The sequence below is a fragment of the Novosphingobium panipatense genome (genome assembly GCF_900182875.1).
Lineage (GTDB): Bacteria > Pseudomonadota > Alphaproteobacteria > Sphingomonadales > Sphingomonadaceae > Novosphingobium > Novosphingobium panipatense.
The window spans coordinates 412,445-439,347 of sequence record NZ_FXUI01000002.1; the positions used below are offsets into that span (position 1 = coordinate 412,445).

Below are 26,903 nucleotides of genomic sequence, written 5' to 3' on the forward strand. Positions count from 1 at the left end.
CCCTTGCGGCACCTCTCAAGTTAAGCCTGCTTCAGAGTTCGTCAACGGGTTCCTCGCCGGCGGGATCGACTGCCTGTGTCGGCGCGCCCGTGGCGGCGACTTCGGCGTCGATCTGCTTTGCACGAGACACGATTGTCTTGCTGGCTGCGTCGTAGCGCTCGTCGAAGGTAGGCTCGCGCTTACACCCGCCAAGCAGGGCAAGCGCAAGCGCCAGAGGCCAAGCCCGGCGCATCAGTAATCCTTCCTGATGCGCACGTTGAGGCTGTTGACGCCCGAGCCGCCGGCTTGGCTGAGCACGGAGAGCCACTTCGTCACGCTGACCTCAAGCTGCGTGGCGGTGAAGCCGCGGGCGTCCGTGATCAACTCGACGTAGATGTCGTCCGTCAGGTACTGACCTGCCGCGACTGCGGTGCCACGACCGCTCGCCTCGTCCGGGCCAAGGATGCGAAGCCGATCGATCCCGGCGGCAGAGCGCAGCTCACCCAGCGGGTTCAGGCCCCCTCCGCTGCCGCGCAGCGAGTTGAGGGATGACGCTAGCTGGACTGCCTGCAGGGCCGAAAGATTGGCGATCGAACTGCCGAACAGAATTCGGGACAGGACTTCGTCATCAGGCAAGCTCGGGGTGGAAGAGAAGTCGATCTGCGGGTTCATCGCGCGCCCAGTGACGTTCACATTGACCGTCACGTCCTCAATGTCCTCGGTCGCGGTGATCTGGACTGTCGGATCGATCGTCTGGCCGCCTGTGAACGATATCTGCCCGTCCGTCAGCTCGAAGGAGCGTCCTGCGAAGCCCAAGGTGCCCCGTACCAGTTCTACCTCGCCGCCGACCGATGGCGCTGCGCTGGTACCGGTCACCTCGAAGTCCGCGCTCCACTCCGATTCCAGGCCCATGCCGGACACGTACAGCTTTTCCGGGGCGCGAAGGCGAATATCAAGACGGATGAGACCGAAGGCGCTGGCCGCAGTTGGCGCCGGTTCATCACCCGTGATGCGCTTTGGCCCCTTGGGCGGCTTGAAGCGAACGCCGGTTAAGCGTGGCACCTGCGCCGCGCCCTCGCGCACGATCTGATAGCGGGTTTCGGGCAGTCGGATCTCGCCTGACAGAAGTGCGGGCGCACCTGCAGCCTTCGTCAGTCGAAGATCGCCTGTCGCCGTCGCCGAAAGGGCATCACTGCGGGCGAGGCGGGCGCGGTCTAGCTTGACGCTCAGATCCATCGGGTAGCCCGCATCGGCGGCAAGGCTCACTCGGCCGCTTGCGCTGACACTGCCATCGCCCGCCCTCGCGGTGAGGGATGTCAGTTCGAGCGAGTTGCCGGTGAACTTGCCGGAGAATGCAATTCGCGTAAGGCGTGTGCCGTAAGCCTGGTTTTCGTAGACCACGTCACGGCCCTGAACGACGCCGTTGATGCACGGATCCGACACACGGCACGAGAAGTCGGCCGCCAGACCGACCGGACCATTCAGCGTCTGCCCCGCAAGCCCCGCGAAGGAGAAGAGCGTTTCAGCCGGACCATTGTACCGAATGCCGCCTGCCAGAGGCGCTTCGAGCAAGCGGGTAGTCCAGGAGCCCTGCCCCGGAGGCAGCGGGCGAAGACTCGTGACCAGGCGTCCAATCACCGTGCCGCGCCGGCGGAACACGGCGCGCGCTTCGCCGCCATCGGCCAGCAGTTTGCCGACGAGGTTGACGTCCACGCCCTGGCTGACCGTCGACGAACTCGTCCGGGTGAAGTTGGTGAGAGTGAGGCGAGCGTCGGCGCGCGGGAAGGCGGTCGACGTCGGCTGCTCGAAGTCGAGGCTGCCGCTTACCTTGCCACCGATGCCGTAGCCGGGAGCAAAGGCATTCAGGATGGCCAGATCAACACCCTCCATGCGGCTCTGGATCTTCACACCGGAACCGTACTCTCCCGCCAGCTTCACGTTGCCGCCGCCGAAGGCGATCGTCGTCGGCAGAAGCTCGTAAGTGCCATCCTTGGGGATAATTCGGGCCGGCGTCGATGTCCGTACGTCCAGGCCGCGCACGCGTCCCTGCAGGGCCACGCGCCAGAGCTCCGGCTGCATGTCCGCGTTCAGAGCCAGACGGAACGGAACACCGCTCACACCTTCGACAAGTGCCTTTGCCGCACCCCGCCCATCCCGATAGTTCACGAGGACGCGGGCTGCTGCCAGATCGACAGCGCCCAGGCTGGTTCCCGCGATCTGCGCGTCGGCAACCACATAGGGCTGGTCGTACAGAATGGCTCGTCCATCGATAATCGCCGAGCCTATCGCAAGCTTGGCGGGACCATCAAACACGGCGTTCCGCGCACGCAGATTGAAGTTCACGGCCTGGTACTTGCCCTCGGCATCCAGCCGCAGCAGGCCGCCCACGCCGTTGCCGTTGGCCGTGAGCTGCCCGGCGAACGGACCGCTAGGCGTCTGCGCGATCCGACCCGCGAAGTCTACGCCCGACAGGTTCGCGCTGTTGATCTGGACAGATGTCGTCCTGCCGAGGCCAAGGGTCACATCCGCCCGCAACGGACCGTAGTCGGTGTCACCCTTCGCGTTCAGGCGATAGCCTCCCGGAGCACCCTTGATCCGGGCGTCGAGATTGGCAAGTCCGATGCCGAGGCCCGGCCGCTCAGCGGTGACGTAGGCATCCGGGTTGGCGATGGTCCCCGTCACGCGCACCCCCAGCGCACCATACTGCGAGGAATTGCCTTTGGCCGCCAACGCGATGCGTCCGTCGGGTGACCAGCTTCCCTGTCCGCTGGTCACACGCAGCAAAGGCGCAGTCATGCGCACACCGGAGAAATGCACGACGCCATCCGAACCGTACTTTACGTTGGACGAGGCCGAGAAATTCCCGCCGAGGTAGGTCTGCAGGCTTTGGTTCAGCAGCCGGGTGGAGCGGGCACGGACGGTGCCCTGCAGCGCGAAGCCCTGCCCCTCGGTCTTGAGATCCATGTTCGTGCTGATGTTGAAGATGCCGACACTGTCGAGCCGATAATTGTCGATCCTGCCGTCGATAGCGCCGGTGTAGAGCCCCTTGCTCATGTCAGCGAGCAGGATCAGCCCAGCATCGATGCGGTCGGAACGCAGGTGCATGTTGTCCGAGAGGATGCGCGGGCCGTCGATCGCCAGATCACCATTCAGCGTCACATTCGCGAGAGTGCCGCCGGCGACGGTATCAAGCCCGGTGATCCGACTGACACGTGCAGCCACCGGGATCATGATATGCTCGGCATCCACTTTCGCGGCACCCTTGGCAGACAGGTTCTCCAGACCCATGTCGTTCATTATGATCCGTCGGGCTACAAGCTCGTACTTGACGGTAGGCGTGGTGAAAGCGCCGTCGAGCGCCAGGTTCGCGGCGAGCCCAGCACCGCTCAGGTTCTCGGCAATCGCGGAAGGCTTCAGCAGGACGAAAGCGAGCCGCAGGTCGTCAAAGCGGCTCTCTCCGAGGTCTACGACCCCTTCGGGCGTCAGGTTGAAGGCATCACTCGAAAGCATCCCCGAGAGCTTCGCGCGGCGCTGTTCGAAGGCAGCGGTAAGATCGATGTTGGTGACCGGGCCCAGCAGGTTGGCGGTCGGCCCGGTGAAAAGCCGGGCCACCCGCGTGGCGCCCTTGATCACGAAAGTCCCGTTCCGCGCGGTGAGGGCCAGCCGGGCGAGTTCGCCCGTGCCGAGGTTGGCGTTGAGGCTTCCGTTCCAGGCTGCCCAGTCGCCCTTGCCGCTCAGGTCGAGCTTCACAGCCTGCGTGAAACCGGCAAGACCTGCGATGAGACCGCCTGCAGGAGCATCAAGATCGACATCGAGGTCAAGGCGGTTGCGCTCCGGCACCGCATCGAGAACCGCCGTGAAGCGATCGCCCCCGCCCTTGCCGTTGATCGCTATCGTTCCGCCCTTCGCGTTGACCTGCGCCCGGCCGTCCGCAATGTGCGCCCGCCCGGCAACGGTCATGATGCGGCGTTCACCGGAAACCGGCGCCTCAGCGATGAAGCGATCGATGCGAAGATCACCGATGTCGATGTCGAGGTCGGGTAACAGGGGAGCGTCGCTGGGCGGCGTTTCGCGGAAGTGCGGCGTGCGGCGCAGAACCACCCGCTGCGCTGTCGCGCTGCGTACGTCGACGTGGTTTTCGAGATAGGCGAACGGGCGCCAGTCCACGTGGATTTCGGGGGAGTAGAGGAACTCGCCGCGCGGATCGCGGACGGAAAGGCCCCGCAGAATCATCTTGCCATACAGTGACCCGTCGATCCGCGCGACCGAGATGCGCATCCCGTTCTCGAATTCGAGCGCGGCGATCTGATCGGCTACGAAACGGCGCCCCGGCCCTGTGTTGATCCCGAGGACGAGGGCTACGAGGAACGCAGTGACGCCAAGAACGATGAAGGCCAGCGTCTTGACGGCCCGGACCCTGACACGATGCCATCGCGAGGGACGCGCTTCCACCACTTCGATATCTGCGGCTTCGGTATTCGGCCCCATGCCCTCGCTGTTCCCTTCGTGAGCCATCAGAACGCCTGCCCGATCGACACGTAAATGTTGAAGCGTGATTCGCCCGGGCGGCGGTTCAGTGGTGTCGCGACGTCAAGACGCATAGGCCCGAAGTTGGTATAGAAACGCCCACCGATGCCGACGCCGTAGCGCAGGTCATTGAATCGAGGCGTCGTCTGCCGATACGCCTGACCCGCATCCACGAAGGCGACGACTCCGTAATTGCCGAAGCGGTAACGCGCCTCGATCGATCCTTCATTGAGACTGCGGCCGCCGACCGGGCTCCCGTCCGGCGCCTGTTCTCCAAGGGCCTGATAGGCGAACCCGCGGACCGAACCGCCGCCGCCCGCATAGAGCCGACGTGATGGGGCGATATCGAACAGGCCGGCGCCCTGGATCGTGCCGAAGCGCAGCCGACCCGCCACCACGAAGTTGTCGCCCAGCGGAACGTAAGTGGAGGCATCCAGCCGCGCACGCACGTACGGATCGAAACCGCCGCGCACAGTCGCTTCGGGTTGCACCAGCGCGGTGAACCGATAGCCCTTGGTAGGGTTCAACAAATCATTTGAAGTATCGAAGCCGACCTGGCCATTGAGACCCGCTACATAATAGGTCCGACGTTTGCGACTGTTAGTGGTGGCATCGTAATCCGTTTCGGCGGTGGCGAGGAGTTCCACACCGAACGCGTACGTGTAGCGTTTCTGCCAGATAGGCGTGGAATCGCGAGCGATGCGCGCCGCCAGGCGGCCGGTGTACGCGCTGTACGCATCGTAATCGTTGTGGAACCCCTCTGCCACCACTTCAAAGGTGCGGTCGCGCTTGCCGGCGTTGGAGCGGCGGAACGTCACGCCCGCGCCCTGCTGCCGCGTGCCGGCGATGGCGTGGGCGATCAGCGCGCCTTCAGGCGGGAACATGTTGCGATGCGTCCAGGTGGCCTGAGCGGTGATACCCTCGCCCGCAGCGTAGCCGACGGAACCCGCGATCGTGCGCGGCGGCCCGGCCTCCTGCTTGACGTGAAGCGTCACGTACTCCGTGCCGTCTCCAACGGGTTCACCCGTCTTCTGCGCCTCCACGGATACGGTCGAGAACAAGCTGGTCGCCACCAGCGCCCTGCGAAGATCATCCACCTTCCGGCTGTCGTAGAGCTCTCCGCGTTTGAAGCGTGCAAGAACCTGGATGTGATCCGCGCCGAACGCCAGATCACCGTCCGTGGTGAAACCGCCGAAGCGGCCTCGCGGCCCGACGGTAACCGGAAGGGTGTAAACGCCCGTTCCGTCATCCTGATCGAGAAGGATATCGCGCTGTCCCACGGTGGCGAAGGGATAGCCATTCTCCGGCAGAGCAACGGCTACACGGGCCTCGGCGCCCTGCACCCGCTCGGCCACGATCGGCTCTCCGATCTTGAGCGGGAAATTTGAGGCAATCAGATCGGGCGGTACTGTAGGATCGGCGTTCACGATGACGTCGGAAAACACGTAACGCTTGCCCGGGTTGACCTGGATGACCGCGTTAAGCGCATTGTCGCCCTCCTGCGCCGGGGGATCGAGCCGCGTGCGGATGACCGGACTGTACCACCCTTCCGCCGCCAGCACTGTTTCGAGAAGCTGGCTGTCCTCAGTCAGTCTGGCGGAGATCATGGCGGTATTCGTCGCCTTTCCATCACCTTCCTTCAGAGCGGAAAGGGATTCGAATTCATCCTCCAGGCTCGCCTCGGTTTCGTTGTCCGCGAGTTCGAGCCCCTTCAGATCGACCCGGTATCGGACTTCCAGATCGGTGTCTTCACCGTCTTCTTCAGCAATCTGGACCGGCGTGATCTCAAACTGGTCGAGGGGCGGCAGGGGTGCAGTAAGCTCGGCGTCGCGAATGGGCGTATCGCCGATTTCCTCCACTGCATCCTGATCCGCAAGGGCCGGGTCACCGGCAGGAGGAGCCTGGCCGGCGGTGGGCTCCGCGTCGGCCTGCTGTTCGGCCAACCGCCGTTCGAACGCTTCAATCGTCTCTAGCGGTTTGTCGAGTTCGGGATCTCCGGATCCATCCAGAGTGGGGACCGAGGAATTGAACTCCTCATCCGTTATGACTGGCTCGACCTGGGGCAGGGCCGAGGTGGCGGGTGGAGGGGGAACGGGAACGTTGCCGGCTTCCAGCGTCGCACCTGTTCCGTTTGCAGTCTGCGTTCCGGCCATCTGCTCGGGCTGGGAAGCAGGCGCGGCTTGCGCGCGCGCCGCTCCCGACTGGGCTGCAAGCATGAGTACCACCGCCACCGCGCCTGCCGCGCATCCGTTCCGGCGAAGATTGGAACGATACGGCGGGTGGTTGATTAGCCTGAACATGGACACTGCAGCGAATTACCCCTTCTCCAGGCCGACTTTAACGGCCCCTCCTGAATTTGCGTATCTCCTTAGTACAACGAAAGTTCCCTTGTTCACACAGGGGAACCATGAATAACATACAAGGCGCAGACACAAAGGGAGGGGCAAAGCCGGTCCCGGGCAGCGACGCACAGGCTCCTTGGAACATGCCCCGCGCGGCCTGGGCACGGGTGCTGAAGCGAGTCTGGGTCATGATCGGCTTCCATGAGCTTGGCCTGCTGTCGGCAGGCCTCGCCTTCTACACCTTCCTTGCCTTGACCCCACTGATCGCGGCGACTGTCATGGTCTACGGACTTGTCGCGGACGTTGGAATGGTACGTAAGCAGATCGCCAGCCTCGTCGATGTCGTGCCACCCGACGTTGCACGGCTCCTTGAAGAACAGTTGCTGCGCATCATCTCCACTAATTCCGGGGTGACCGGTCTTGCCCTCATCATCGCCCTTGTATTCGCCATCTATGGCGGCATGCGCGCGGCGGGGGGCATGGTGAGTGCCCTCAACATCATCAACGAGGAGCGCGAAACCCGTAACCTCTTTGCGCTGACCATGCGTACAGGCGGGCTCACGCTGGCGGCGATCCTCCTGGCGATCACGGGCGGCTTGTCCGGTGTCGTGTTCGCGTGGCTGCAGATGCAGACCACGACCTTCCTCGGAGAATCGACGCAGTTCCTCTTCAAGTGGCTCACCTGGGCTGCCGCGATCGCGCTCGGCAGCGCCGGCTTCGCCCTTATCATGCGCTACGGCCCGGATCGCAGGCCGGCCAAGTGGCGATGGCTCATCCCGGGTGCGCTGCTCGCCACGCTTCTGTGGCTGGCCGTTTCGTTTGGCTTCTCGCTCTACGTTGCCTACATAAGCGACTACAACGCCACCTACGGTTCGCTCTCGGCCGTCGTCGTCTTTCTCATGTGGCTGTTTCTTTCCGCCTACGGCATCCTCCTGGGTGCGTTGCTCAACGCCGAGATCGAACGACAGACCTTCTGTGACACGACGGCCGGGCCACCTCGCCCCGCAGGAGAGCGCGGCGCGGCACTTGCCGATGTCATTGACGACAATGTCCCCACCATCCATCAGCTCGACAAGCGCAAGCGCCACCGGGCGCACGCGGAGCGCACACGCGCAGACGGCAGTCCCTAAAGCCGGAGGCCGAAGCGGTGGGCAGCGACGGCGGCTCACCGCATCGTGCCCGCGATAAGCGTTCCGGGCAGTTGAACCCCTGCCCTGACCCGCCGTAGCTAACCTGCACGAACGGCAGGTCGGGCCCACTCCCGCCCCCAATGAGAGGATCGATAGGATGAGTGATGTTCTCGGCTACAAGGGCAAGCGCGTGATCGTCAGCGGCTGCTTCTCCGGCATGGGTGAAGCCGCCGCAAAGCTGCTCGTCGAGCTGGGGGCGGAAGTCCATGGTTTCGATTTCAAGGAAAGCACGGTGCCAATGGCATCCTTCACGAAGATCGACCTGCGCGATCCCGGCAGCCTTGAAGCCGCCGTCGCAGGCGTAGGCGGCAAGATCGACGCGCTGTTCAACTGCGCGGGCCTTCCCGGCGGGGGCGGGTTTCCCTCGATGGACACGATGAAGGTCAACTTTCTGGGTACGCGCCATCTCACCGAACAAGTCATTCCTCTCATGGGTGACAAGGGCGCCATCGTCTCTATCGCGTCGACGGGCGGGCTGGGGTGGAGCCGCCGCATACCCGTGCACATGCAGCTTCTTGCGACCCAGGGATTTCAGGCGGGACTTGAATGGTGTGAAGCGAACGCGGACCAGGTGAGCGAAGGCTACGCTTTCTCGAAGGAGGCGGTCATCGTGTGGACTCAGTTCATGGGCGCGCAACTCATCAAAAAGGGCATACGGATCAACTGCTCCCTCCCCTCACCCACGCAGACCCCGATGATGGCGACCTTCCACGCGACGTCCGGCAAGGACGTAGTGGATGCTGCCGCAGAGCCGCTCGGCCGGTACACGACTCCCGAAGAGCAGGCAGGACCGCTGATCCTCATCAACTCCGACCTGGCTGGCGTCGTGAACGGCGTGGTTCTACCGGTCGATGGTGGCTTCATGGGTGGCCTCGCCACAGGGCAGGTGGATATCAGCAAGATGATGGGCGCGAAGAAGCAGGACGCCTGACGCTTTCGCATCCCGACGTCCAAAAAGCCGGGTGGCCTGTGCCGCCCGGCTCTTTTGCATGGGCGCCACCATGCTAAAGGACCAGCCTGCCCGCTGCGGAGGCCGATGAATGACCGATGCCGTATTGTACGATTGCGATGACGACGGGATCGTCCTGCTCACGCTGAATCGCCCTGAACTGCGTAATCCGATCTCGGATATGCAAGTGATAGATGCCCTGCTCGCCAGCCTGGAGCGACTTGAGGCCGACTCGCGTGCCCGCGTCGCGATCCTCACCGGTGCAGGCAAAAGCTTCTCCTCCGGCGGCAACATCAAGGAGATGAGGCCGGGTGGCGCGCTGAACGCGGGGACTGCGGCGGCGACCCGCCTTGCCTACAAACGTGGCATCCAGCGGCTTCCTCTTGCGTTTTCCCGCCTCGAAGTTCCCGTCATCGCAGCCGTAAATGGCGCCGCCGTCGGAGCAGGCTGTGATCTGACCTGCATGTGCGACCTGCGCATAGCCGGACAGAGCGCGCGCTTTGCGGAGAGCTTCGTAAAGCTGGGCCTGATCGCAGGCGATGGCGGATCGTGGCTCCTGCCGCGTGTGATCGGATGGACCAAAGCGGCCGAAATGGCCCTTACCGGGGACGCGATCGACGCGGATGAGGCTCTGGCCTGCGGACTCGTCAGTCGTGTCGTCCCGGACGCGACTTTGCTGGAGGAGGCACGAAGCCTCGCCCGCCGCATCGCCGTCAATCCACCCCACGCCGTCCGGATGACGAAACGCCTCCTTTGGGAGGGGCGCCGAGTGGATCTCGCCAGCCTTTTGGAAATGGCATCCGCGATGCAGGCCGCTGCGCATGCGACCGAAGACCACGAGGAAGCTGTGGCCGCTTTCCTCGAAAAACGGTCACCCAAGTTCAAAGGCTCTTGATCAAAATGTGATGAAAGCCTAGCCGTCTCACATCATAATGTGTGATTGGACATTGCAATGGCTTCCGATGTGATTGATCAGGTGCGACGGCTGATAACCGATGGCGGCATGAGCCGGGCAAGCCTCGCACGCGCGGCAGGGCTTCATGCCAACACCTTGCGGGACTGCACTGAAGCCGACTGGAATCCGACTGCCGAGACTCTCGGCAAGCTCCAGCGCGTTCTGCTGGCCAACGATGACCGCGAAGTGCTCGTCCCGATCGAGGAAATCATCGACGAAGCGCGGAATGGCCGCATGTTCATCCTCGTCGATGACGAGGATCGGGAGAACGAGGGCGACCTGATCATCCCGGCGCAGATGGCCACGCCCTCCGCCATCAATTTCATGGCAACCCACGGCCGCGGCCTCATCTGCCTCGCCATCACCAGCCAGCGCGTGGACGAACTGGGTCTCAACCTCATGAGCCAGAACAACGGCACGCGTCATGAGACGGCCTTTACGGTTTCCATTGAAGCGCGCGAAGGCGTGACGACGGGTATTTCCGCAGGCGATCGGGCGCGCACCATTTCGGTCGCGATCGACGGCACGAAGACCCGGAACGACATCGTGACGCCGGGCCACGTGTTCCCGCTGCGTGCCCGCGATGGCGGCGTTCTGGTCCGCGCCGGGCACACCGAGGCCGCGGTCGACATTTCGCGCCTGGCTGGGCTCAACCCCTCTGGCGTGATCTGCGAGATCATGAAGGAGGACGGCACGATGGCGCGCATGGATGACCTCATCGGCTTTGCGCGCCTGCACGATCTCAAGATTGGAACGATCCGCGACCTGATCGCCTACCGCCGCCGCCATGATCGCATGATCGAAAAGCGCAATGAGCTGGCGTTTCACTCCCGTTATGGCGGGGACTGGGTCGCACGGTCCTACTATAACCGCGCAACCGGGGACGAGACTGTCGCCCTCGTCAAGGGCCGCATCGATCCGACCAAGCCGACGATGGTCCGCATGCACACCCTGTCCTTCTTCGCCGACATCTTTGGCGAGGATATCGGCGACCGTTCCGAATTGCTGCAGCGTTCCATGAACATGATCGCTGAAGAAGGCTCCGGCGTCATCGTCGTAATCAGCCGGCCAATGAACAACCTCATCTCGCGCTCGATCGAAATCAAGCGTGAATTTCGCGACGGCGGCAACCCGGACCTCGAAGAGCTGCGCGATTATGGTGTCGGAGCCCAGATCCTTGCGGAGCTCGGCATCCATGACATGATCCTGTTGACCAACACTCATCACTCCCTGGTAGCCCTGGAGGGCTACGGCCTGAACATCGTCGGCGAGCGCGCTATCACGGCCCCGGCTTCTGAAGGATCAAACTGAATGGCGCGTTTTCTCATCGTTGAAGCCCGCTTCTACAACCACCTCAACGACCTCTTGATCGCAGGCGCCAAGGCGGCCCTGAAGCAGGCCGGTCACACGGCGGACGTCATCACGGTTCCGGGCGCACTGGAGATACCGGCCGCCATCTCGCTGGCGGAGACCACGGGCGACTATGACGGCTACGTGGCCATCGGCGTGGTCATCCGTGGAGAGACGTACCATTTCGAGATCGTGGCCGGTGAAAGCGCTCGCGGCATTATGGCACTGACGATGGATGGGATCGCCATCGGCAACGGCATCCTCACGGTCGAGAATGAGGATCAGGCGCTTGTACGAGCCGACGCCGCGCAGAAGGACAAGGGCGGCGAAGCCGCCAAGGCCGCAATCGCATTGCACGCACTGAAGGAACGATTCGGCGCCTGACGCCGCCTCTTCGCTCGCCGTACTGCCATTGCAGAGCGGCGAGCGGACCGGAGTACTACGCAAATACACCTACTATCTTTCAACGATGAATACACGCTCCGGTAAGTATAAGCGGCGTAGAGACGAATTGATTCCCTCTCGCGTCCTTCATGAAAGATGTGCAGATCCGGTTCGACAATGGGATCGAAGGCGGTAACGCTTCACCACACTTTCGTTTTTACTCTGAAACGGACATTAAATCGTCAGAATCAAGGGTCAGGTTCACTGACCGGTCGCAAATCATGGCTCATGGCAATGGGCGCGGTGGCTGAAGACAGTCATCGGCTGGAGAATTTTGAGTGAATAAGGAAGCACTAGCGAAGTCGCTCGTCGAGGACATGAAGTCGGTTCTCGACCGTATGCAGGCACTCGGCGCCCTCTTTGCGCCCGCACATCTAGACGCAGCGATCGAAGCCCTGAGTCGCGAGTACAATTTACCTCCAGAAACCTCCGGTTCGGATTAGCCTGCGCAAGACGGACATGCGGATGTTTGCCTATGCTTACTGTGTGGCGGATGAAGTAGACAAATCACAGGGGCCAGCCTGACGGCTGCGGTTTGGGGACGTTCACGCCACATGGGGACAACTGCCACGTGCCTTGGCATCAAGGTTTACGTGGCCCGCTTCTGGTGATCCTAACTGATGGAGAACAGAGACCAGCTTATGCGCAACCGGGCAAAGGCTATTCGCCTGATCGGGGTAGCCAACGAACTGCTGGCCATGGCGCGTGAGCTAGAAATCGGAGAAAGCCGCGCGGTCCTGCTGGATCATCCCGCAGCGAACGGCGAAGCCTCCGAAGAGGCGAGGACGCGAGCCTGCCAGGATCATCCCATCTGGGTTGAACTTGCGCGGCAAAACTATGACGATCGGAGACGACGCACGAAGATCTTCCGCTCCGAAGAGCTTTTTGGTGAACCGGCCTGGGATATTCTGCTGGACCTCTTCATCGCAGCCAAGGAGCGGCGACGCGTCTCCGTCACCAGCGCGTGCATCGGCTCGGCCGTTCCATCCACAACCGCTCTGCGCTGGATTACGATACTCGAAAAACAGGGGCTTCTCGTCCGCGAGGCCGATCCTGCCGACGCTCGCCGCGTCTACGTCAAGCTGAGCGCACGCGGCTATGCCGCGATGCTCGAGTATTTTTCTTCAGCATCCCGCTCGGTCGTGCTGCTGGACGATACAGCAAAGGCAAGCATCGGGCACCGCTGATGAGGGTGGCAGGTGACCAGGCCGCTCCGTGGCGCCGGTCACCCGCTTCGATGGTTCAGATGCTCAGGCGGCCGAAAGCGCTACGGCCTGCGTAGCGCGCCGCCTTGCCCAGCTCTTCTTCGATGCGAATGAGCTGGTTGTACTTGGCAAGCCGGTCGGAGCGGGCAAGCGACCCGGTCTTGATCTGCCCGCAGTTGGTGGCGACCGCGAGATCAGCGATGGTCGCATCCTCGGTTTCACCCGAGCGGTGCGACATGACCGCCGTGTAGCCGTTGCGGTTGGCGATCGAAACAGCTTCGAGCGTTTCGGTGAGAGAACCGATCTGGTTCACCTTCACCAACAGCGAGTTTGCCAGCCCCTTTTCGATCCCCATGGTGAGACGCTTCGGGTTTGTCACAAAGAGATCGTCACCAACGAGTTGCACCTTGCCGCCGACTTTGTCGGTCAGGGCCTTCCAACCTTCGAAATCATCCTCGCTCATGCCGTCTTCTATCGAGATGATCGGATAAGCTGCGCAAAGATCCGCCAGGTAATCGGCGAAAGCCGTCGGCTCCAGCGAAAGCCCTTCGCCGCTGATCTCGTACTTGCCGTTCCGGAAGAACTCGGTCGATGCGCAATCGAGCGCCAGATGGATGTCCGTACCCGCCTTGAAGCCGGCCTTCTCAATGGAAGCCATGACGAAATCGAGAGCGTCCCGCGTGCTGGCGAGGTTCGGCGCGAAACCGCCCTCGTCCCCCACAGCGGTGGCGAGGCCTTTTTCATGAAGCCCCTTCTTGAGAGTATGGAAGATCTCCGCACCCCAACGCACAGCTTCGGCCAGCGAATCCGCCCCAACGGGCATGATCATGAATTCCTGGAAATCGATCGGATTGTCCGCGTGTTCGCCGCCGTTGATGATGTTCATCATCGGAACCGGCAGCACGTGCGCGGAAACGCCGCCGATGTAAGAATAGAGCGGCAGCCCCCGCGCATTCGCCGCAGCCTTTGCGACCGCAAGACTGGTGCCGAGGATCGCGTTCGCACCGAGGCGAGCCTTGTTCTCCGTGCCGTCGAGTTCAATCATCGCCAGGTCGAGGTCGCGCTGGTCTTCCGCATCGTAGCCCACAAGCGCTTCGGCGATCTCAGTGTTGACCGCATCGACAGCCTTCAAGACGCCCTTGCCCAGGTACCGGGCCTGATCGCCATCCCGCAGTTCGACTGCTTCGTGCGCGCCCGTGGATGCGCCCGACGGCACCGCGGCCCGGCCAAAGCTGCCATCTTCCAGCAGCACGTCCACTTCAACGGTGGGGTTGCCGCGGCTGTCCAGTATTTCCCGGCCGTGGATGTCGATGATCGCGGTCATTGAAGCAGGTCTCCTCGTTCGGGCGCATAGCGCGCTTTCCGTCCGGAGGCGGTCTTAGCAGGGGAACTTCATGTGACAAGTTGCGTTGCAGCAGGGACTAGAAGTTGTGTTACTCTGTCCGCACATCGCCTAGGACAAGTTTGCGCTTACGGTTGCATGTGCAAGAGGCAGAATAGGAAGGATAACCGCATGGTAGACCCCACCACCTCCACCGGAACTGGCTCCGAAAACGCCAAGAATCACTTCAGCAAGGCCGTAGAAGAAGCCAAGGCTGGAGCACAGGCTCTTGCCGGCGAACTCACCAGCGAATGCAAGACCCGCAGCGGTGATGCCCGGGACAAGGCCAATGCTTTCGCGTCCGACGCGAAGGTCAAGGCGACCGGTTATGCGGAAGACGGCAAGGCCAAGGCAAGCCAGGCAATCGTCGGCCTGTCGCGCCTGATCGATGAGAACGCCGGTCTGATCGACGAGAAGGTGGGCGCCAAGTACGGTGAGTACGTCCGCAGCGCCTCGAAAACACTCGCTGATGCCGGCACCCGGCTGGACGAGAAGTCGCTCGACGAACTGAGTGAGGAAGCGCGCGAGTTCGTTCGCAAGAGCCCGGGCCTTGCAGTGGGCATGGCGGTGGCGACCGGCTTCGTGCTGGCTCGCTTGTTCAAGGGCAAGTAACGTCAATTGGCTGGCCTGACACACCCCGTGCACGAGCCCGTACCCTCGCTCGCCGCCGTGGCGGAAGACCACCATAACCTGTCGTTGGCGCAGGATCTGCGTCAACTGGCAGACGAAGCGAAAACACTGGCTCAGGCTGAACTTGCCTATCAGAAATCCCGTGCCGCCTATGCCGGCACGGAAAGCCGGACAATCGCGCTTCTGCTGGTGGTTGCGGCTGTGGTGGCGTTCTTTGCGATGATGGCGTTCATCGTAGGAACCGTGATAGCACTCGGTCCGCTGATCGGCCCCTGGGGCGCCATGGCGGTGGTGACCGGCCTGCTTCTGGCGATTGCGATCATCAGTGCTTTCAACGCGCGCGCACGATTGAAGCGGATGATGGCCATCATCGGCACCAGGAACTGAACGAGGGACGAGGGTAATGCCGAATCTGGCAGCGCAAGTCATGGCAGACCGCGTCGCGCGCGACGCGGCAAAGGCACAGTTTGAAGGCCACTATCAGGCCTTCAAGGCGGATCTGGCCGATCGCGGCGTTGGCGGCCGTATCGCTGACGAGGCGATGGAGCAGGCGCAGGCGGTCTTCGATGAAGCCGTCGCCGTCGTTGAGGAACACCCTGCCGCAGTGGGGGGAACCTTGGTCGCTATCGTGATCTGGTTTGTGCGTGATCCCGTAATGCGTCTGGTTCATGATCTTGTGAACCGCGTCTCAAAGTAAGGAGAGGTTCCATGAGCAACACCGATCCCGCAGGTGAAGGTGCAGAGGCCCTTCCCGGCTCTAACGTTGTAGCCCTTGCTCCACGGCCGACCGAGCAGCGCCCTTCCGAGAAGGTTGCCGCTTTCGTGAGGAAGCACCCCGCGTTGACGGTCGCCGGCGGCATAGCTCTTGGTGTCGCCGTGAGCGCGCTCCTCCCGCGTCGGGTTCGCCGACGCATTGTGAACAAGGCTACGGGGTTGGCGGAAACAGCAGCAACCGCGAGCGTGGCGCTGGGCCGGCAAATGGGCTCGCACGCGCACGATCTGGGAGTGGATACCCGCCGGCAGGCGGCAAGATTCGCCGAAGCGGCCGAGAAGGCGGGCGACGTTGCCGTTCATAACCTTGAGAAGTATGGTCTTGCCGCGGCCGCCACAGCCGGAACCCTTGGCCGTGCAACGGCAAAGCGTGCCAGTCGTTTCGGTGATGCGGCTGCGGATGCCGCGCATCGCGTTGGCGACGTAGCTGCCGATCGATCTGCAAAGGTTCTGCACTTCGTCGAGGATTTGAAAAAGCGCACGTAGGCCTGAAAAGGGATGCGGCAGGTGCCGAGGTTCTCTTATTCTGCGGACAGGATGCATGTTGCGCACTTGCCCCCTGCCCCTGCTAAAATTATATCGCCGCCATCCTCCCTATAAAGAAAGCGGCTCTTTCACATGCAGAAGCTTCATCTCGTCATGGGCGGCCGGGTCAAGGACCCGCGCAGCCTGGAGTTCGTGGACCTCAAGGAGCTCGACCTCGTCGGCGTTTTTCCTGACTACGCATCAGCCCAGGACGCGTGGAAGTCGGCGGCTCAGCGCACTGTTGACGATGCCGAAATGAAGTACGTGATCGTGCATCTGCACCGTCTTCTGGAACCGGATCTGCCGGACGCTTGATCGAGCTTCCAGAAACAAAAAAGGCCGGCGAAAGCCGGCCTTTTTCTTAGTCTGACCCGTAAAAATCAGACGAATTCGATCTTCTGAACCAGGTAGAATTTGTCCCCCGAAGGCACGGTAACTTCGACTTCCTCATCAACCTTGCGCCCGATGAGGGCCTTGCCGAGCGGCGAATTATAGCTGATGCGCCCAACCTTCGCGTCAGCCTCGTAGGGACCGACGATCTGATACTTCACCGGCTTCTCGTCATCATCCAGCAGAGTGACGGTAGCGCCGAAGATCACCTTATCACCGGACAGCGACGTCGGGTCGATGATCTGGGCGCGGGTGATCTTGTCTTCAAGATCGGCTATCGTGGCTTCGATCTGGCCCTGACGTTCCTTGGCCGCGTGGTATTCGGCATTTTCGGAAAGATCACCGTGGGCACGCGCTTCCTCGATCGCATCCACGACCTTGGGACGTTCTTCGCGCAGCGCCTTCAGATCGGCGGTCAGCCTCTCGTAGCCTTCCGCGAGCATCGGCAGCTTTTCGACACTTGCCATTCTTATCTACTTCCTCCTGTTGCCTCCCCCTGCCGCCGGACCTGTCTTGCGACTAGTCTCCTGTTCCGACCTTTCGGCCGGAGCGATCTGCAGCGATGTAGGGAGGCAAGATCGAACTCAGCTATAGTAGTCCTGCAACGAGCGCACTTCAAGTTTGCTCCCGCGGATAGCCGCAATTGCTTCCGCCGCCGCCGCGCTTGCCGCCGCCGTGGTGAAGATCGGCACCTTGCCGGTGAGCGCCGAGGCCCGGATCGATTGGGAGTCCACCAAACTCTGCCAGCCTTCGGTGGTATTGAAGATCAACGCGATCTCGCCATCCACGATCTTGTCCACGATGTGCGGGCGTCCTTCTGCAACCTTGTTGACCAGATCGACGGGCAACCCGGCCTCTGCCAGGTACTTCTGCGTGCCTGCCGTGGCTACAATCCGGAAGCCCTGCTCCACCAGCGTGCGAACGGCAGGGAGAATGATTGCCTTGTCGCTGTCCTTTACGGAGACGAAGGCCGTCCCTTCCACCGGCAATTTCATGCTGGCCCCGAGCTGCGCCTTGGCGAAGGCGAACGGGAAATTGGCATCGATACCCATGACTTCGCCCGTGGACTTCATTTCCGGGCTGAGGACAGGGTCGACGCCCGGGAACCGAGCGAAGGGGAATACCGCCTCCTTGACCGCCATGTAGGGAAGATCCCGCTTGAACGGCGGGAAGGCATCCAGCTTCTCGCCCGCCATGACTCTCGCGGCGATCTTCGCCACCGGCTGGCCGATCGCCTTGGCGACGAAAGGCACCGTGCGTGACGCACGAGGATTGACTTCGATGAGGTACACCTCCCCATCTTTCAACGCGAACTGGATGTTCATCAAACCACGGACGCCCAGTCCAAAGGCGAGCGCTTCCGCCTGACGTTCCATCTCGGCTATGACTTCTGCCGAAAGGCTGTACGGAGGAAGAGTACAGGCGCTGTCGCCCGAGTGAATCCCCGCCTCTTCGATGTGCTGCATGACGCCGGCCACCACCACGCGCTCACCGTCGCAAAGCGCATCGACGTCGCACTCGATGGCGTCACGCAGGTACTGGTCGATGAGGACTGGACTGTCGCCCGAGACCTGCACCGCCGTCGTGATGTAGTCATCGAGTTGCTGCTCGCTATCGACGATTTCCATTGCGCGGCCGCCCAGCACGTAGCTGGGGCGCATAAGCACGGGATAACCGATCCGGTTGGCGACAGCGACGGCCTCGTCGCGGCTGCGCGCGATACCGTTGGCCGGTTGCTTGAGACCGAGCTTGTCTACGAGGGCGGAGAAACGCTCGCGGTCCTCTGCAAGGTCAATCGCGTCCGGAGAGGTGCCGAGGATGGGGATGCCCTCATCCTCTAGGGCCTGCGCAAGCTTCAGCGGAGTCTGGCCACCAAACTGCACGATGACGCCGACGAGTTCACCCTTCTGCTGCTCAACACGCAGGATTTCGAGCACGTCTTCGGCCGTCAGCGGCTCGAAGTAGAGACGGTCGGACGTGTCATAGTCGGTGGACACCGTCTCCGGGTTGCAGTTGACCATGATGGTTTCGTAGCCGGCTTCGGCAAGAGCGAAGCAGGCGTGTACGCAGCAGTAGTCGAACTCGATGCCCTGACCGATGCGGTTGGGGCCACCGCCGAGGATGACGATCTTCTTCCGGTCCGACGGCATCGCCTCGTCTTCCGGCTCGCCGAAGATCGGGCTCTCGTACGTCGAGTACATGTACGGGGTGACCGCCTCGAATTCGGCCGCGCAGGAGTCGATCCGCTTGAAAACGGGCGTTACACCGAGCTTGCGGCGCAGTTGGCGGACTTCCTTCTCGCTGGTTGCACCCGCCATCGCGCGAAGAGCGTCATGAAGAAGCCCTGACCGCTTGGCCTGAGTTTCGCCTAGACCTCCGGCCACACCCACCGAGCGGACCGCCAGCGTCGCCAGACGCTTGTCCGAGAAGCCCATGGCTTTGAGCCTGCGGAGCCCCTGCGCGTCATTGGGCAGACCGGCTTCCAGGATCTTCGATTCCTCAGCGATGATCTCTTCGATGTGGCGCAGGAACCACTTGTCATAGTGCGTGATCGCGTGGACCTCGTCCACGGTGAAGCCCTCGCGCATGGCCTGCGCGACATTGAGCAGCCGCTCGGGCGTCCGCTTGGACAGGGCGGCCGTGATCATGTCCCGGCCTGCGCCTTCCAGAGCGGTTACGCGGTTGAACCCGTCGAGACCGGTCTCAAGCCCGCGCAGAGCCTTCTGCATCGACTCCTTGATATTGCGTCCGATGGCCATGACTTCGCCGACCGACTTCATCGCCGTGCTCAGTTCATTCTTGGCGCCCTTGAACTTCTCGAAGGCGAAGCGCGGGATCTTCGTCACGACGTAGTCAATGGTCGGCTCGAACGCTGCCGGAGTCGCCCCGGTGATCTCGTTCATGATCTCGTCGAGCGTGTAACCCACTGCCAGCTTGGCCGCCACGCGGGCGATCGGGAAGCCCGTTGCCTTCGACGCGAGGGCCGAGGAACGCGACACGCGCGGGTTCATCTCGATCACGATCAGGCGGCCGTCCTGGGGATTGACGGCGAACTGCACGTTCGAACCACCCGTCTCGACGCCGATCTCTCGCAGGACCTCGATCGAGGCCGTGCGCATGATCTGGTATTCCTTGTCCGTCAGCGTCAGCGCAGGGGCTACGGTGATGGAGTCGCCCGTGTGGACACCCATCGGATCGACGTTCTCGATGGAGCAGATGATGATGCAGTTGTCGTGCTTGTCGCGCACGACCTCCATCTCGTACTCCTTCCAGCCGAGCAAAGACTCCTCGATGAGAACCTCTGTGGTGGGAGAAGCGTCGAGGCCCGAGCGTACGATCGCCTCGAACTCGGCCTTGTTGTATGCGATGCCGCCACCGGTTCCGCCGAGTGTGAAGCTCGGACGGATGATGGAAGGAAGGCCGGTACGCTCCAGCACCTCGAAAGCCTCATCAAGGCTGTGGGCCACACCGGAACGCGCGCTTTCCAGTCCGATCTTGTCCATCGCATCGCGGAAGCGCTGACGGTCCTCCGCCTTGTCGATGGCATCGGCGTCGGCGCCGATCATCTTCACCCCGAACTTGTCGAGCGTGCCGTCATTGAAGAGCGCCAACGCGCAGTTCAGCGCCGTCTGCCCGCCCATCGTGGGGAGTACCGCATCCGGGCGCTCCTTCTCGATGATGCGCGCCACGACTTCGGGCGTGATCGGCTCGACGTATGTCGCGTCCGCCATGTCCGGATCGGTCATGATCGTCGCGGGGTTGGAGTTCACCAGGACAACCCGGTAGCCCTCTTCCTTGAGCGCCTTGATCGCCTGAGTCCCCGAGTAGTCAAACTCGCAGGCCTGTCCGATGATGATCGGGCCGGCACCGATAACGAGGATCGAGGAAATGTCTGTGCGCTTTGGCATTGGCTGTCCTGGGTGTCCTGAGTGTCTTGGTATAGATCTACCAGCCTAGGCTGACAGATCGGCGAAGGCTTTATCCCAATAGCCGGGATCTGCCTTCGCCTTTTGAATGATGGGGTCTTTTTCCTGCTGCTCGCGGAGGGCGTCCTTGAACGTGCCGGACTGGAACTGGTGCATTCGGCCGCCGTACTCGTTTTCCTTCGTCTCCCACGCGCCCTTGGCGATCATGGTGTCGAGGAATGTCTTGCCGGCTTCCTTCGCGTGCTTACGGACCTTCGGGCCGAACTTGCGGCTCGCGATGGAGAACTTGTCCTCAATGATGAGGCCGAGTTCGCCATAAGGATACCACCGCGTCGCGATGTCGAGGTCGTTGGCGGGACCAGCGACATAGTAGGCGATCATATGGTCGATGATTGCGGTCATTGCTCAGGCACCTTCCTGGTTGTCAGAAGGCCGTTTCCATAAGCAATCCGCCCTGCCGGGTCGAAAGCTCCCTTGGCCGCACCGGCAATGATCGCCGATGCGGGGCACCGCCCGAAGGCCGTGCGGGAAGTTCGGCCCGCAGTGACCATCAGCGCAGCATGCCCACGAACTTCTCGAACAGGTAGAAGCTGTCCTGCGGGCCGGGGCTCGCTTCGGGGTGGTATTGAACACCGAACGCGCGCTTGCCGCGGATCGAAATGCCGCAGTTCGTTCCGTCGAAGAGCGAGACATGCGTCTCTTCCACATTGTCGGGCAGACAGGTATTATCCACCGCGAACCCGTGGTTCATCGAAGTGATCTCCACCACACCATCGGCATGGCGCTTCACCGGATGGTTGGCGCCGCGATGCCCCTGGAACATCTTGCTTGTCTTTGCACCAGCCGCGAGGCCGAGCATCTGATGCCCCAGACAGATGCCAAACACGGGAATGTCGCGTTCGAGCAGAGCCTTGATGACAGGAACAGCATAGACGCCGGTTGCTGCCGGATCGCCGGGGCCGTTAGACAGGAACACGCCTGCTGGTTCCAGAGACAGGATCGTTTCGAGCGACGTCTCGGCCGGAACCACCGTTACGCGAGCGCCTGCCTTCACGAGGTTGCGGAAAATGTTGTCCTTCGCGCCGTAATCGATCGCAACCACATGCGGCCGCTCGTCGCCGTCGCCGGAGCCAAACCCGGCACCGAGCTTCCAGACCGAGCCTTCCCAACCCTCCTGGATTTCGCGGCTGACGATCTTCGCGAGGTCCATGCCTTCGAGACCCGGCCATTCCTGCGCACGTTTTACGAGCGCGGGGATGTCGAAGTTGCCTTCCGGGTCGTGCGCGATCACGGCGTTGGGAGCACCGGCCATGCGGATGCGACGGGTCAGCGCGCGGGTATCGACGCCCGATAGGCCGATCTTGCCCTTGCCTGCCAGCCACTCCCCATATTCGCCGGCGGCGCGGAAGTTCGAGGAAAGCGTCACGTCCTCACGGACGACGCAGCCGACGGCACCATCGACCATCGACTCCAGATCCTCGTCGTTCACCCCGACATTACCGATATGCGGGAAGGTGAACGTGACGATCTGGCCCGCATAGGAGGGATCGGTCATGACTTCCTGGTAGCCGGTCATGCTCGTGTTGAAGCAGACTTCACCCACGGCTTCGCCCACGGCTCCAAAGCCGCGACCCCAGACTACGTGTCCGTCACTGAGAACGAGAACGCCCGTTGCCCCTTCGGGTCTGGGCGCAAGCGAAGATGCGGCGTCGGCCATGGTGGGTCGCTCCGTTGACGGCGTTTCTGACGTTGTGTGCTAAGACGCTGCCGCTAGAGACGGTTGTGCATCGCGTCAAGGCACACCCGTGCAAAATGGAGCGCAGGTTGCTAGTTTCAATGCAACACGCTTTCCATCCACTCCAGACCTGCAGGAAACCAATGCTTCGTGATTCGATCAAGGCCGCACAGATCTCGGCCATGAAGGCCGGCGAAAAGCAGCGCCTCGCCACCGTCCGCCTCATCCTCGCCAAGATCAAGGACCGCGACATCGAGCTGCGCACAGCCGACACCCAGCCCGACGACGATGAACTTATCATCGACGTGCTGCAGAAGATGGTGAAGCAACGCCGCGAATCGATCCAGCTGTTCGAGCAGGGCGGACGCCCGGAGAAGGCCGCGGAGGAGAAGGCCGAACTGGAGGTGATCGAAACCTTCCTTCCCGCCCAGCTCTCCGAAGAGGAAACGAAGGCGGCTATCGAAGCCATCAAGACCGAGACGGGCGCAGCCGGCATGAAGGACATGGGCAAGGTGATGGCCGAGCTCAAGGCCCGCCACGGCACAGTCCTTGACATGAGCAAGGCCAGTGGCTGGGTGAAGGCGGCCCTCTCCTGATCCTAAACGCCAGATTCTAGAACGGCGGCAAGCCTCGTGCTGACTCCTCAATGGCTCGACCAACTTCGGTCTCGTGTCACGCTCTCGGCGCTGATCGGTCGATCCACGCGACTTCAGAAGGCGGGACGCGAGTACAAGGCTTGCTGCCCCTTCCACAACGAGAAGTCCCCCAGCTTCACCGTCAACGACGAGAAGGGTTTCTACCACTGCTTCGGCTGCGGTGCCCATGGCGATGCCATCCGCTGGATGACCGATCACCAGGGCCTTCCCTTCATGGACGCAGTGAAGGAGCTTGCGGCAGAGGCCGGGATGGATGTCCCCGCGCCTGATCCGAAGGCTGCGCGAATAGCGGAAAAGCGTGACACGCTGCATGACGTGATGGCTGCGGCGCAGGATTGGTTCAAAGCAAGTCTCGTCGGGCCCGAGGGAGGGCAGGCCCGCGCCTATCTCGCCACACGCGGGTTCGACGCGCACACGCTGGAGCGTTTCGGCTTCGGGTATGCTCCCGAAGGGCGTCAGGCCCTCAAGGAGGCGCTTTCCCGCTTTCCGGAAGTTATGCTGATCGAGGCGGGACTGCGGATCGCGGTGGAGGAGCGCGATCCCTACGATCGTTTTCGCGGTCGTCTCATGCTGCCGATCGAAGACGCTCGCGGGCGAGTTATCGCATTCGGGGGGCGCATCCTCGCAGCCGGCAAGACCGACGCTCCCAAGTACCTGAATTCACCCGATACGCCGCTCTTCGACAAGGGGCGCACCCTCTACAACCTTCATCGGGCTGCGCCTGCGGCACGCCAATCCGGCCGCATGATCGTGGTGGAAGGCTACATGGACGTCATCGCGCTGGCCGCAGCAGGCATACCCGACGCCGTCGCACCTCTCGGCACGGCCTTGACCGAGCACCAGATCGAGATGCTGTGGCGGCATGTGGAAACGCCTATACTCTGTTTCGACGGTGACGCAGCGGGCCAGCGTGCGGCAATGCGGGCGATCTCCCGCGCGTTGCCCCTGCTCCGTCCCGCTCATTCGCTGCGGATCGTCCGCCTCCCGGAAGGGCTCGACCCCGACGATCTCATCAAGGCGCGCGGGCCTCGCGCCCTGGAGCAACTGCTTGGTGAGGCGAAATCCCTCGTCGAAGTGTTGTGGGAGTTCGAGCGCGACGCGACGCCGCTGGTGACGCCGGAGGACAAGGCTGGCCTGAAAGCGCGGCTCATGGCGCACGTGGACACGATTCAACATCCCGACATCGCCAGCCTCTACCGCCGTGCATTGCAGGACCGGTATTCGGAGTTCGCTTTTCCACGCCGGGAGAAGACCTGGCAGTCGCGGGGCGCGGCCGGATTTCAGCCGCGTCAGGCTCGACCGGGCTCTAGCCGATTCGGTCCAGCCTCCTTCTCCGCCCCGTCGTCACCCGAATCGATCACGCGCCTCAACACGCGCTACGGACAGGCCAGCGGATCGCGCGACGCGCTGTCCGCCGCCGTCATCGCCGGCCTCATCCGCTGGCCGTGCCTGCTGCCGCGCCATGCCGAGGCGCTGGCCCGCACTCCGGGCCTCGATCCCCGCTTCGAGATCCTCGTCGAATGCTGCGGCGATACGGCTGCGCTTGAAAGCGACGCTCTCACTACCATATTGCGAGACAATGGCCTGGATGAACCCACGGTTGCCGAGTACGCGGGCCTCCGCTTCGGCTTCCTGATCCAGGGCACGGAACAGGAACAAGCCGCAGCCGAACTGGCTCAGGCCGTTGACCTTCTGGTCGAGCGACCCGTGCTTGAAGCGGCCTTGGCGCAGGCAACGGCCCGGTTCGAATCGGAACTTTCCGAAGCCGCGTTTGCGGAACAGCAACGTTTGCTCAAGAGAAAGCTGGAATTTGACAGCCGCCTCAGGCAAATGGCGACCAGACATGCGTCGTGATTGTATAATTATACAACGACGGCACGGGATAACGGCGGAAGAATGAGCAAGAACGACACCAACGGCGCGGACACCGACGGCATGGACGCGCCGCTGATCGACCTCAACGAAGGCTCGATCAAGAAGATGATCGCCCGTGCCAAACGCCGCGGCGTCATCACCGTCGACGAACTTAACGAGGCCCTGCCCCAGGACCAGATGACCACCGACCAGATCGAGGACATCATGGCCGCGATCTCGGAAATGGGCATCAACATCGTTGAAAGCGATGAGGACGCCGACGGCCAGGGCGACGACGATCGCGAAAGCGACGATAACGACGCCGACGACGGCGACGAAGTCTCGCCCCGTGTCATGGTCGATCCGGCCAAGAAGAAGGAAACGGTCGAACGCACCGATGACCCGGTGCGCATGTACCTGCGCGAAATGGGCGCGGTGGAGCTGCTCAGCCGCGAAGGCGAGATCGCCATCGCCAAGCGCATCGAAGCCGGCCGCGACATGATGATCCTGGGGCTCTGCGAAAGCCCGATCACGTTCCACGCCATCATCCAGTGGTCCGAAGCCCTCAACAATGGCGAAATGCAGCTGCGCGAGATCCTCGATCTCGACGCGATGCTTTCCAAGGAGCCGCAGCCCGAGAACCTCAACGAGGACGGCGAAGGCGACGACGGCGAGATTTCCGAGGCGACTGCCGGACCTTCGTTCAAGGACGAAGATGACTCCGACGACGAAAGCTCGGAGGAAGTGGACGAGGACGGCAATCCGATCCCGAAGCGCCAGGCCGAGGAAGAGGAAGAGGACAACACCCTCTCGCTGGCTCAGATGGAAGCTGCACTCAAGCCCGAGGCGCTTGAAAAGTTCGCGCTCATCACCGAGCTGTTTCAGAACTTCGAGAAGCTGCAGCGTGAACGGTTAGAAGCGCTTGCGCTCGGCATCGATTTCCCGGCCGCCAAGGAAGACCGCTACCAGCAGCTGCGCGAAGACCTGACCGCTCAGGTCGAATCCGTGCAGTTCCACGCGACCAAGATCGAATACCTTGTCGACAACCTCTATGCCTTCAACCGCCGCCTGACTGCTTTGGGCGGCCAGATGCTGCGCCTTGCGGAGCGTCACAAGGTGAAGCGTGCGGACTTCCTGGAGTCCTATGTCGGCCGTGAACTGGACGACACCTGGCTTGCCGACGCGGCGAAGAAGGACAAGAAGTGGGCCGCTTTCGCGGAGAACGAGGCTGACGCGGTCGAGCGTATCCGCCTTGAGGTCTCGGACATTGCTGCCGCCACCGGCATGGCGCTCCCCGAGTTCCGCCGCATCGTCAACATGGTCCAGAAGGCGGAGCGCGAGGCGCGCATCGCGAAGAAGGAGATGGTCGAGGCAAATCTGCGCCTCGTGATCTCCATCGCGAAGAAGTACACGAACCGCGGTCTGCAGTTCCTCGATCTCATTCAGGAAGGCAACATCGGCCTCATGAAGGCGGTCGACAAGTTCGAGTACCGCCGCGGTTACAAGTTCTCGACCTATGCCACCTGGTGGATCAGACAGGCGATCACGCGCTCGATCGCCGATCAGGCTCGCACGATCCGCATCCCGGTCCATATGATCGAGACGATCAACAAGCTGGTCCGCACAAGCCGCCAGTTCCTCCACGAGCAGGGCCGCGAGCCCACGCCGGAAGAAATGGCCGAGCGTCTGTCGATGCCGCTCGAGAAGGTGCGCAAGGTGATGAAGATCGCCAAGGAGCCGATCTCCCTCGAAACGCCGATCGGCGACGAGGAAGACTCGCATCTGGGCGACTTCATTGAAGACAAGAACGCGATCATCCCGGTGGACGCCGCTATCCAGGCGAACCTCAAGGAGACGGTCACCCGCGTCCTTGCCTCGCTCACCCCGCGTGAGGAGCGCGTGCTGCGCATGCGCTTCGGCATCGGCATGAACACGGATCACACGCTGGAGGAAGTCGGCCAGCAGTTCTCGGTCACCCGTGAACGCATCCGCCAGATCGAAGCGAAGGCCCTGCGCAAGCTCAAGCATCCGAGCCGCTCGCGCAAAATGCGCTCTTTCCTCGACCAGTAACAGGAAAGCCCCGCCTCAGCGGGG

At 62.4% G+C, this 26,903-nt stretch carries 23 protein-coding genes; 15 read left to right on the forward strand and 8 right to left on the reverse strand.

The genetic code is table 11. The features are described from left to right. Nucleotides 1–31: 31 nt before the first annotated feature. Genes QOL62_RS04875 through QOL62_RS04885 form a run of 3 tightly spaced genes read right to left on the reverse strand, consistent with a single transcriptional unit; the run spans nt 32 to nt 6,722 of the window. Nucleotides 32–232 (reverse strand): hypothetical protein, encoded by a 201-nt coding sequence (locus tag QOL62_RS04875; RefSeq protein WP_103729827.1) that lies wholly within the window; start codon nt 230–232, stop codon nt 32–34. Further along, a complete protein-coding gene (locus QOL62_RS04880; protein WP_430438268.1) occupies nt 232–4,467 on the reverse strand; it encodes a translocation/assembly module TamB domain-containing protein in 4,236 nt (1,411 codons plus the stop codon). Before QOL62_RS04880 ends, QOL62_RS04875 begins: the two co-directional genes overlap by 1 nt. 26 nt (nt 4,468–4,493) lie before the next feature. Continuing rightward, the gene (locus tag QOL62_RS04885) at nt 4,494–6,722 is read right to left on the reverse strand and encodes an autotransporter assembly complex protein TamA (RefSeq protein WP_283405479.1); all 2,229 of its coding nucleotides are present in this window, start codon (nt 6,720–6,722) and stop codon (nt 4,494–4,496) included. A 269-nt stretch (nt 6,723–6,991) separates the two neighbouring features. Between QOL62_RS04885 and QOL62_RS04890 the strand changes: the two genes are divergently transcribed. The 7 genes from QOL62_RS04890 to QOL62_RS04920 all read left to right on the forward strand — a co-directional run bounded on the left by QOL62_RS04890 (nt 6,992) and on the right by QOL62_RS04920 (nt 12,923). Beyond that, nucleotides 6,992–7,978, forward strand: coding sequence for a YihY/virulence factor BrkB family protein (locus QOL62_RS04890; protein WP_233203995.1), 987 nt, complete (start codon nt 6,992–6,994; stop codon nt 7,976–7,978). Nucleotides 7,979–8,135: 157 nt separating this feature from the next. Beyond that, entirely contained in the window at nt 8,136–8,969 is an 834-nt protein-coding gene (locus tag QOL62_RS04895; protein WP_283405401.1) for a coniferyl-alcohol dehydrogenase, read from the forward strand. Nucleotides 8,970–9,078: 109 nt separating this feature from the next. Next, nucleotides 9,079–9,882, forward strand: coding sequence for a crotonase/enoyl-CoA hydratase family protein (locus QOL62_RS04900; RefSeq protein ID WP_283405402.1), 804 nt, complete (start codon nt 9,079–9,081; stop codon nt 9,880–9,882). A gap of 57 nt (nt 9,883–9,939) precedes the next feature. Next, nucleotides 9,940–11,253 carry a 3,4-dihydroxy-2-butanone-4-phosphate synthase gene (gene ribB / locus QOL62_RS04905; RefSeq protein ID WP_103729887.1) on the forward strand — a complete coding sequence of 438 codons (1,314 nt, stop codon included), beginning with the start codon at nt 9,940–9,942 and terminating at the stop codon, nt 11,251–11,253. After that, a complete protein-coding gene (gene ribH, locus QOL62_RS04910; RefSeq protein ID WP_103729832.1) occupies nt 11,254–11,676 on the forward strand; it encodes a 6,7-dimethyl-8-ribityllumazine synthase in 423 nt (140 codons plus the stop codon). Between the two features lie 338 nt (nt 11,677–12,014). Continuing rightward, nucleotides 12,015–12,179, forward strand: a complete 165-nt coding sequence (locus QOL62_RS04915) for a hypothetical protein (RefSeq protein ID WP_158250674.1) — start codon at nt 12,015–12,017, stop codon at nt 12,177–12,179. A gap of 177 nt (nt 12,180–12,356) precedes the next feature. Then, entirely contained in the window at nt 12,357–12,923 is a 567-nt protein-coding gene (locus QOL62_RS04920; protein ID WP_103729833.1) for a helix-turn-helix domain-containing protein, read from the forward strand. Between the two features lie 55 nt (nt 12,924–12,978). Here QOL62_RS04920 and eno read toward each other — a convergent pair whose 3' ends face one another. Beyond that, nucleotides 12,979–14,265, reverse strand: coding sequence for a phosphopyruvate hydratase (gene eno, locus QOL62_RS04925; protein WP_283405403.1), 1,287 nt, complete (start codon nt 14,263–14,265; stop codon nt 12,979–12,981). Nucleotides 14,266–14,454: 189 nt separating this feature from the next. On the opposite strand from eno, the gene QOL62_RS04930 reads away from it, so the two are divergent. From QOL62_RS04930 to QOL62_RS04950, 5 genes are all read left to right on the forward strand, one after another. Then, entirely contained in the window at nt 14,455–14,934 is a 480-nt protein-coding gene (locus QOL62_RS04930) for a hypothetical protein (RefSeq protein ID WP_103729835.1), read from the forward strand. Between the two features lie 27 nt (nt 14,935–14,961). Further along, complete coding sequence (locus QOL62_RS04935) at nt 14,962–15,339, forward strand: phage holin family protein (protein WP_283405404.1); 378 nt, start codon at nt 14,962–14,964, stop codon at nt 15,337–15,339. Between the two features lie 16 nt (nt 15,340–15,355). Then, nucleotides 15,356–15,649 (forward strand): hypothetical protein, encoded by a 294-nt coding sequence (locus tag QOL62_RS04940; RefSeq protein WP_103729836.1) that lies wholly within the window; start codon nt 15,356–15,358, stop codon nt 15,647–15,649. Nucleotides 15,650–15,660: 11 nt separating this feature from the next. Then, the gene (locus tag QOL62_RS04945) at nt 15,661–16,209 is read left to right on the forward strand and encodes a hypothetical protein (protein ID WP_103729837.1); all 549 of its coding nucleotides are present in this window, start codon (nt 15,661–15,663) and stop codon (nt 16,207–16,209) included. Between the two features lie 132 nt (nt 16,210–16,341). Beyond that, entirely contained in the window at nt 16,342–16,563 is a 222-nt protein-coding gene (locus QOL62_RS04950; RefSeq protein ID WP_103729838.1) for a DUF4170 domain-containing protein, read from the forward strand. Between the two features lie 65 nt (nt 16,564–16,628). On the opposite strand, the gene greA is transcribed toward QOL62_RS04950, so the two are convergent. From greA to carA, 4 genes are all read right to left on the reverse strand, one after another. Beyond that, nucleotides 16,629–17,105: a transcription elongation factor GreA gene (gene greA / locus QOL62_RS04955; protein ID WP_103729839.1), complete on the reverse strand. Its 477-nt coding sequence runs from the start codon at nt 17,103–17,105 to the stop codon at nt 16,629–16,631. Between the two features lie 117 nt (nt 17,106–17,222). Beyond that, nucleotides 17,223–20,546, reverse strand: coding sequence for a carbamoyl-phosphate synthase large subunit (carB, locus tag QOL62_RS04960; protein WP_283405405.1), 3,324 nt, complete (start codon nt 20,544–20,546; stop codon nt 17,223–17,225). Between the two features lie 45 nt (nt 20,547–20,591). Further along, nucleotides 20,592–20,966, reverse strand: a complete 375-nt coding sequence (locus QOL62_RS04965; protein WP_283405406.1) for a hypothetical protein — start codon at nt 20,964–20,966, stop codon at nt 20,592–20,594. A gap of 148 nt (nt 20,967–21,114) precedes the next feature. Beyond that, nucleotides 21,115–22,281, reverse strand: a complete 1,167-nt coding sequence (carA, locus tag QOL62_RS04970; protein ID WP_283405407.1) for a glutamine-hydrolyzing carbamoyl-phosphate synthase small subunit — start codon at nt 22,279–22,281, stop codon at nt 21,115–21,117. 161 nt (nt 22,282–22,442) lie between these two features. Here carA and QOL62_RS04975 point away from each other — a divergent pair, with 161 nt between their 5' ends. The 3 genes from QOL62_RS04975 to rpoD are packed head-to-tail and all read left to right on the forward strand — an operon-like array spanning nt 22,443 to nt 26,879. Then, nucleotides 22,443–22,895 carry a GatB/YqeY domain-containing protein gene (locus tag QOL62_RS04975; RefSeq protein ID WP_283405408.1) on the forward strand — a complete coding sequence of 151 codons (453 nt, stop codon included), beginning with the start codon at nt 22,443–22,445 and terminating at the stop codon, nt 22,893–22,895. Nucleotides 22,896–22,931: 36 nt separating this feature from the next. After that, on the forward strand, nt 22,932–24,809 hold the full coding sequence (gene dnaG / locus QOL62_RS04980) for a DNA primase (protein ID WP_283405409.1): 1,878 nt from the start codon (nt 22,932–22,934) through the stop codon (nt 24,807–24,809). A gap of 42 nt (nt 24,810–24,851) precedes the next feature. Further along, on the forward strand, nt 24,852–26,879 hold the full coding sequence (gene rpoD, locus QOL62_RS04985; protein WP_103729845.1) for an RNA polymerase sigma factor RpoD: 2,028 nt from the start codon (nt 24,852–24,854) through the stop codon (nt 26,877–26,879). Nucleotides 26,880–26,903 lie beyond the last annotated feature (24 nt).

Bases quoted from the DNA above. Each gene is read 5' to 3' on its own strand.
- QOL62_RS04875 (WP_103729827.1), bottom strand. From the start codon at position 232: ATGCGCCGGGCTTGGCCTCTGGCGCTTGCGCTTGCCCTGCTTGGCGGG.
- QOL62_RS04950 (WP_103729838.1), top strand. From the start codon at position 16,342: ATGCAGAAGCTTCATCTCGTCATGGGCGGCCGGGTCAAGGACCCGCGC.
- QOL62_RS04885 (WP_283405479.1), bottom strand. From the start codon at position 6,722: ATGCTTGCAGCCCAGTCGGGAGCGGCGCGCGCGCAAGCCGCGCCTGCT.
- carB (WP_283405405.1), bottom strand. From the start codon at position 20,546: ATGCCAAAGCGCACAGACATTTCCTCGATCCTCGTTATCGGTGCCGGC.
- greA (WP_103729839.1), bottom strand. From the start codon at position 17,105: ATGGCAAGTGTCGAAAAGCTGCCGATGCTCGCGGAAGGCTACGAGAGG.
- QOL62_RS04920 (WP_103729833.1), top strand. From the start codon at position 12,357: ATGGAGAACAGAGACCAGCTTATGCGCAACCGGGCAAAGGCTATTCGC.
- QOL62_RS04880 (WP_430438268.1), bottom strand. From the start codon at position 4,467: ATGGGGCCGAATACCGAAGCCGCAGATATCGAAGTGGTGGAAGCGCGT.
- QOL62_RS04945 (WP_103729837.1), top strand. From the start codon at position 15,661: ATGAGCAACACCGATCCCGCAGGTGAAGGTGCAGAGGCCCTTCCCGGC.
- ribB (WP_103729887.1), top strand. From the start codon at position 9,940: ATGGCTTCCGATGTGATTGATCAGGTGCGACGGCTGATAACCGATGGC.
- rpoD (WP_103729845.1), top strand. From the start codon at position 24,852: ATGAGCAAGAACGACACCAACGGCGCGGACACCGACGGCATGGACGCG.
- QOL62_RS04975 (WP_283405408.1), top strand. From the start codon at position 22,443: ATGCTTCGTGATTCGATCAAGGCCGCACAGATCTCGGCCATGAAGGCC.
- QOL62_RS04900 (WP_283405402.1), top strand. From the start codon at position 9,079: ATGACCGATGCCGTATTGTACGATTGCGATGACGACGGGATCGTCCTG.
- QOL62_RS04895 (WP_283405401.1), top strand. From the start codon at position 8,136: ATGAGTGATGTTCTCGGCTACAAGGGCAAGCGCGTGATCGTCAGCGGC.
- QOL62_RS04965 (WP_283405406.1), bottom strand. From the start codon at position 20,966: ATGACCGCAATCATCGACCATATGATCGCCTACTATGTCGCTGGTCCC.
- eno (WP_283405403.1), bottom strand. From the start codon at position 14,265: ATGACCGCGATCATCGACATCCACGGCCGGGAAATACTGGACAGCCGC.
- QOL62_RS04940 (WP_103729836.1), top strand. From the start codon at position 15,356: ATGCCGAATCTGGCAGCGCAAGTCATGGCAGACCGCGTCGCGCGCGAC.
- ribH (WP_103729832.1), top strand. From the start codon at position 11,254: ATGGCGCGTTTTCTCATCGTTGAAGCCCGCTTCTACAACCACCTCAAC.
- QOL62_RS04890 (WP_233203995.1), top strand. From the start codon at position 6,992: ATGCCCCGCGCGGCCTGGGCACGGGTGCTGAAGCGAGTCTGGGTCATG.
- QOL62_RS04930 (WP_103729835.1), top strand. From the start codon at position 14,455: ATGGTAGACCCCACCACCTCCACCGGAACTGGCTCCGAAAACGCCAAG.
- carA (WP_283405407.1), bottom strand. From the start codon at position 22,281: ATGGCCGACGCCGCATCTTCGCTTGCGCCCAGACCCGAAGGGGCAACG.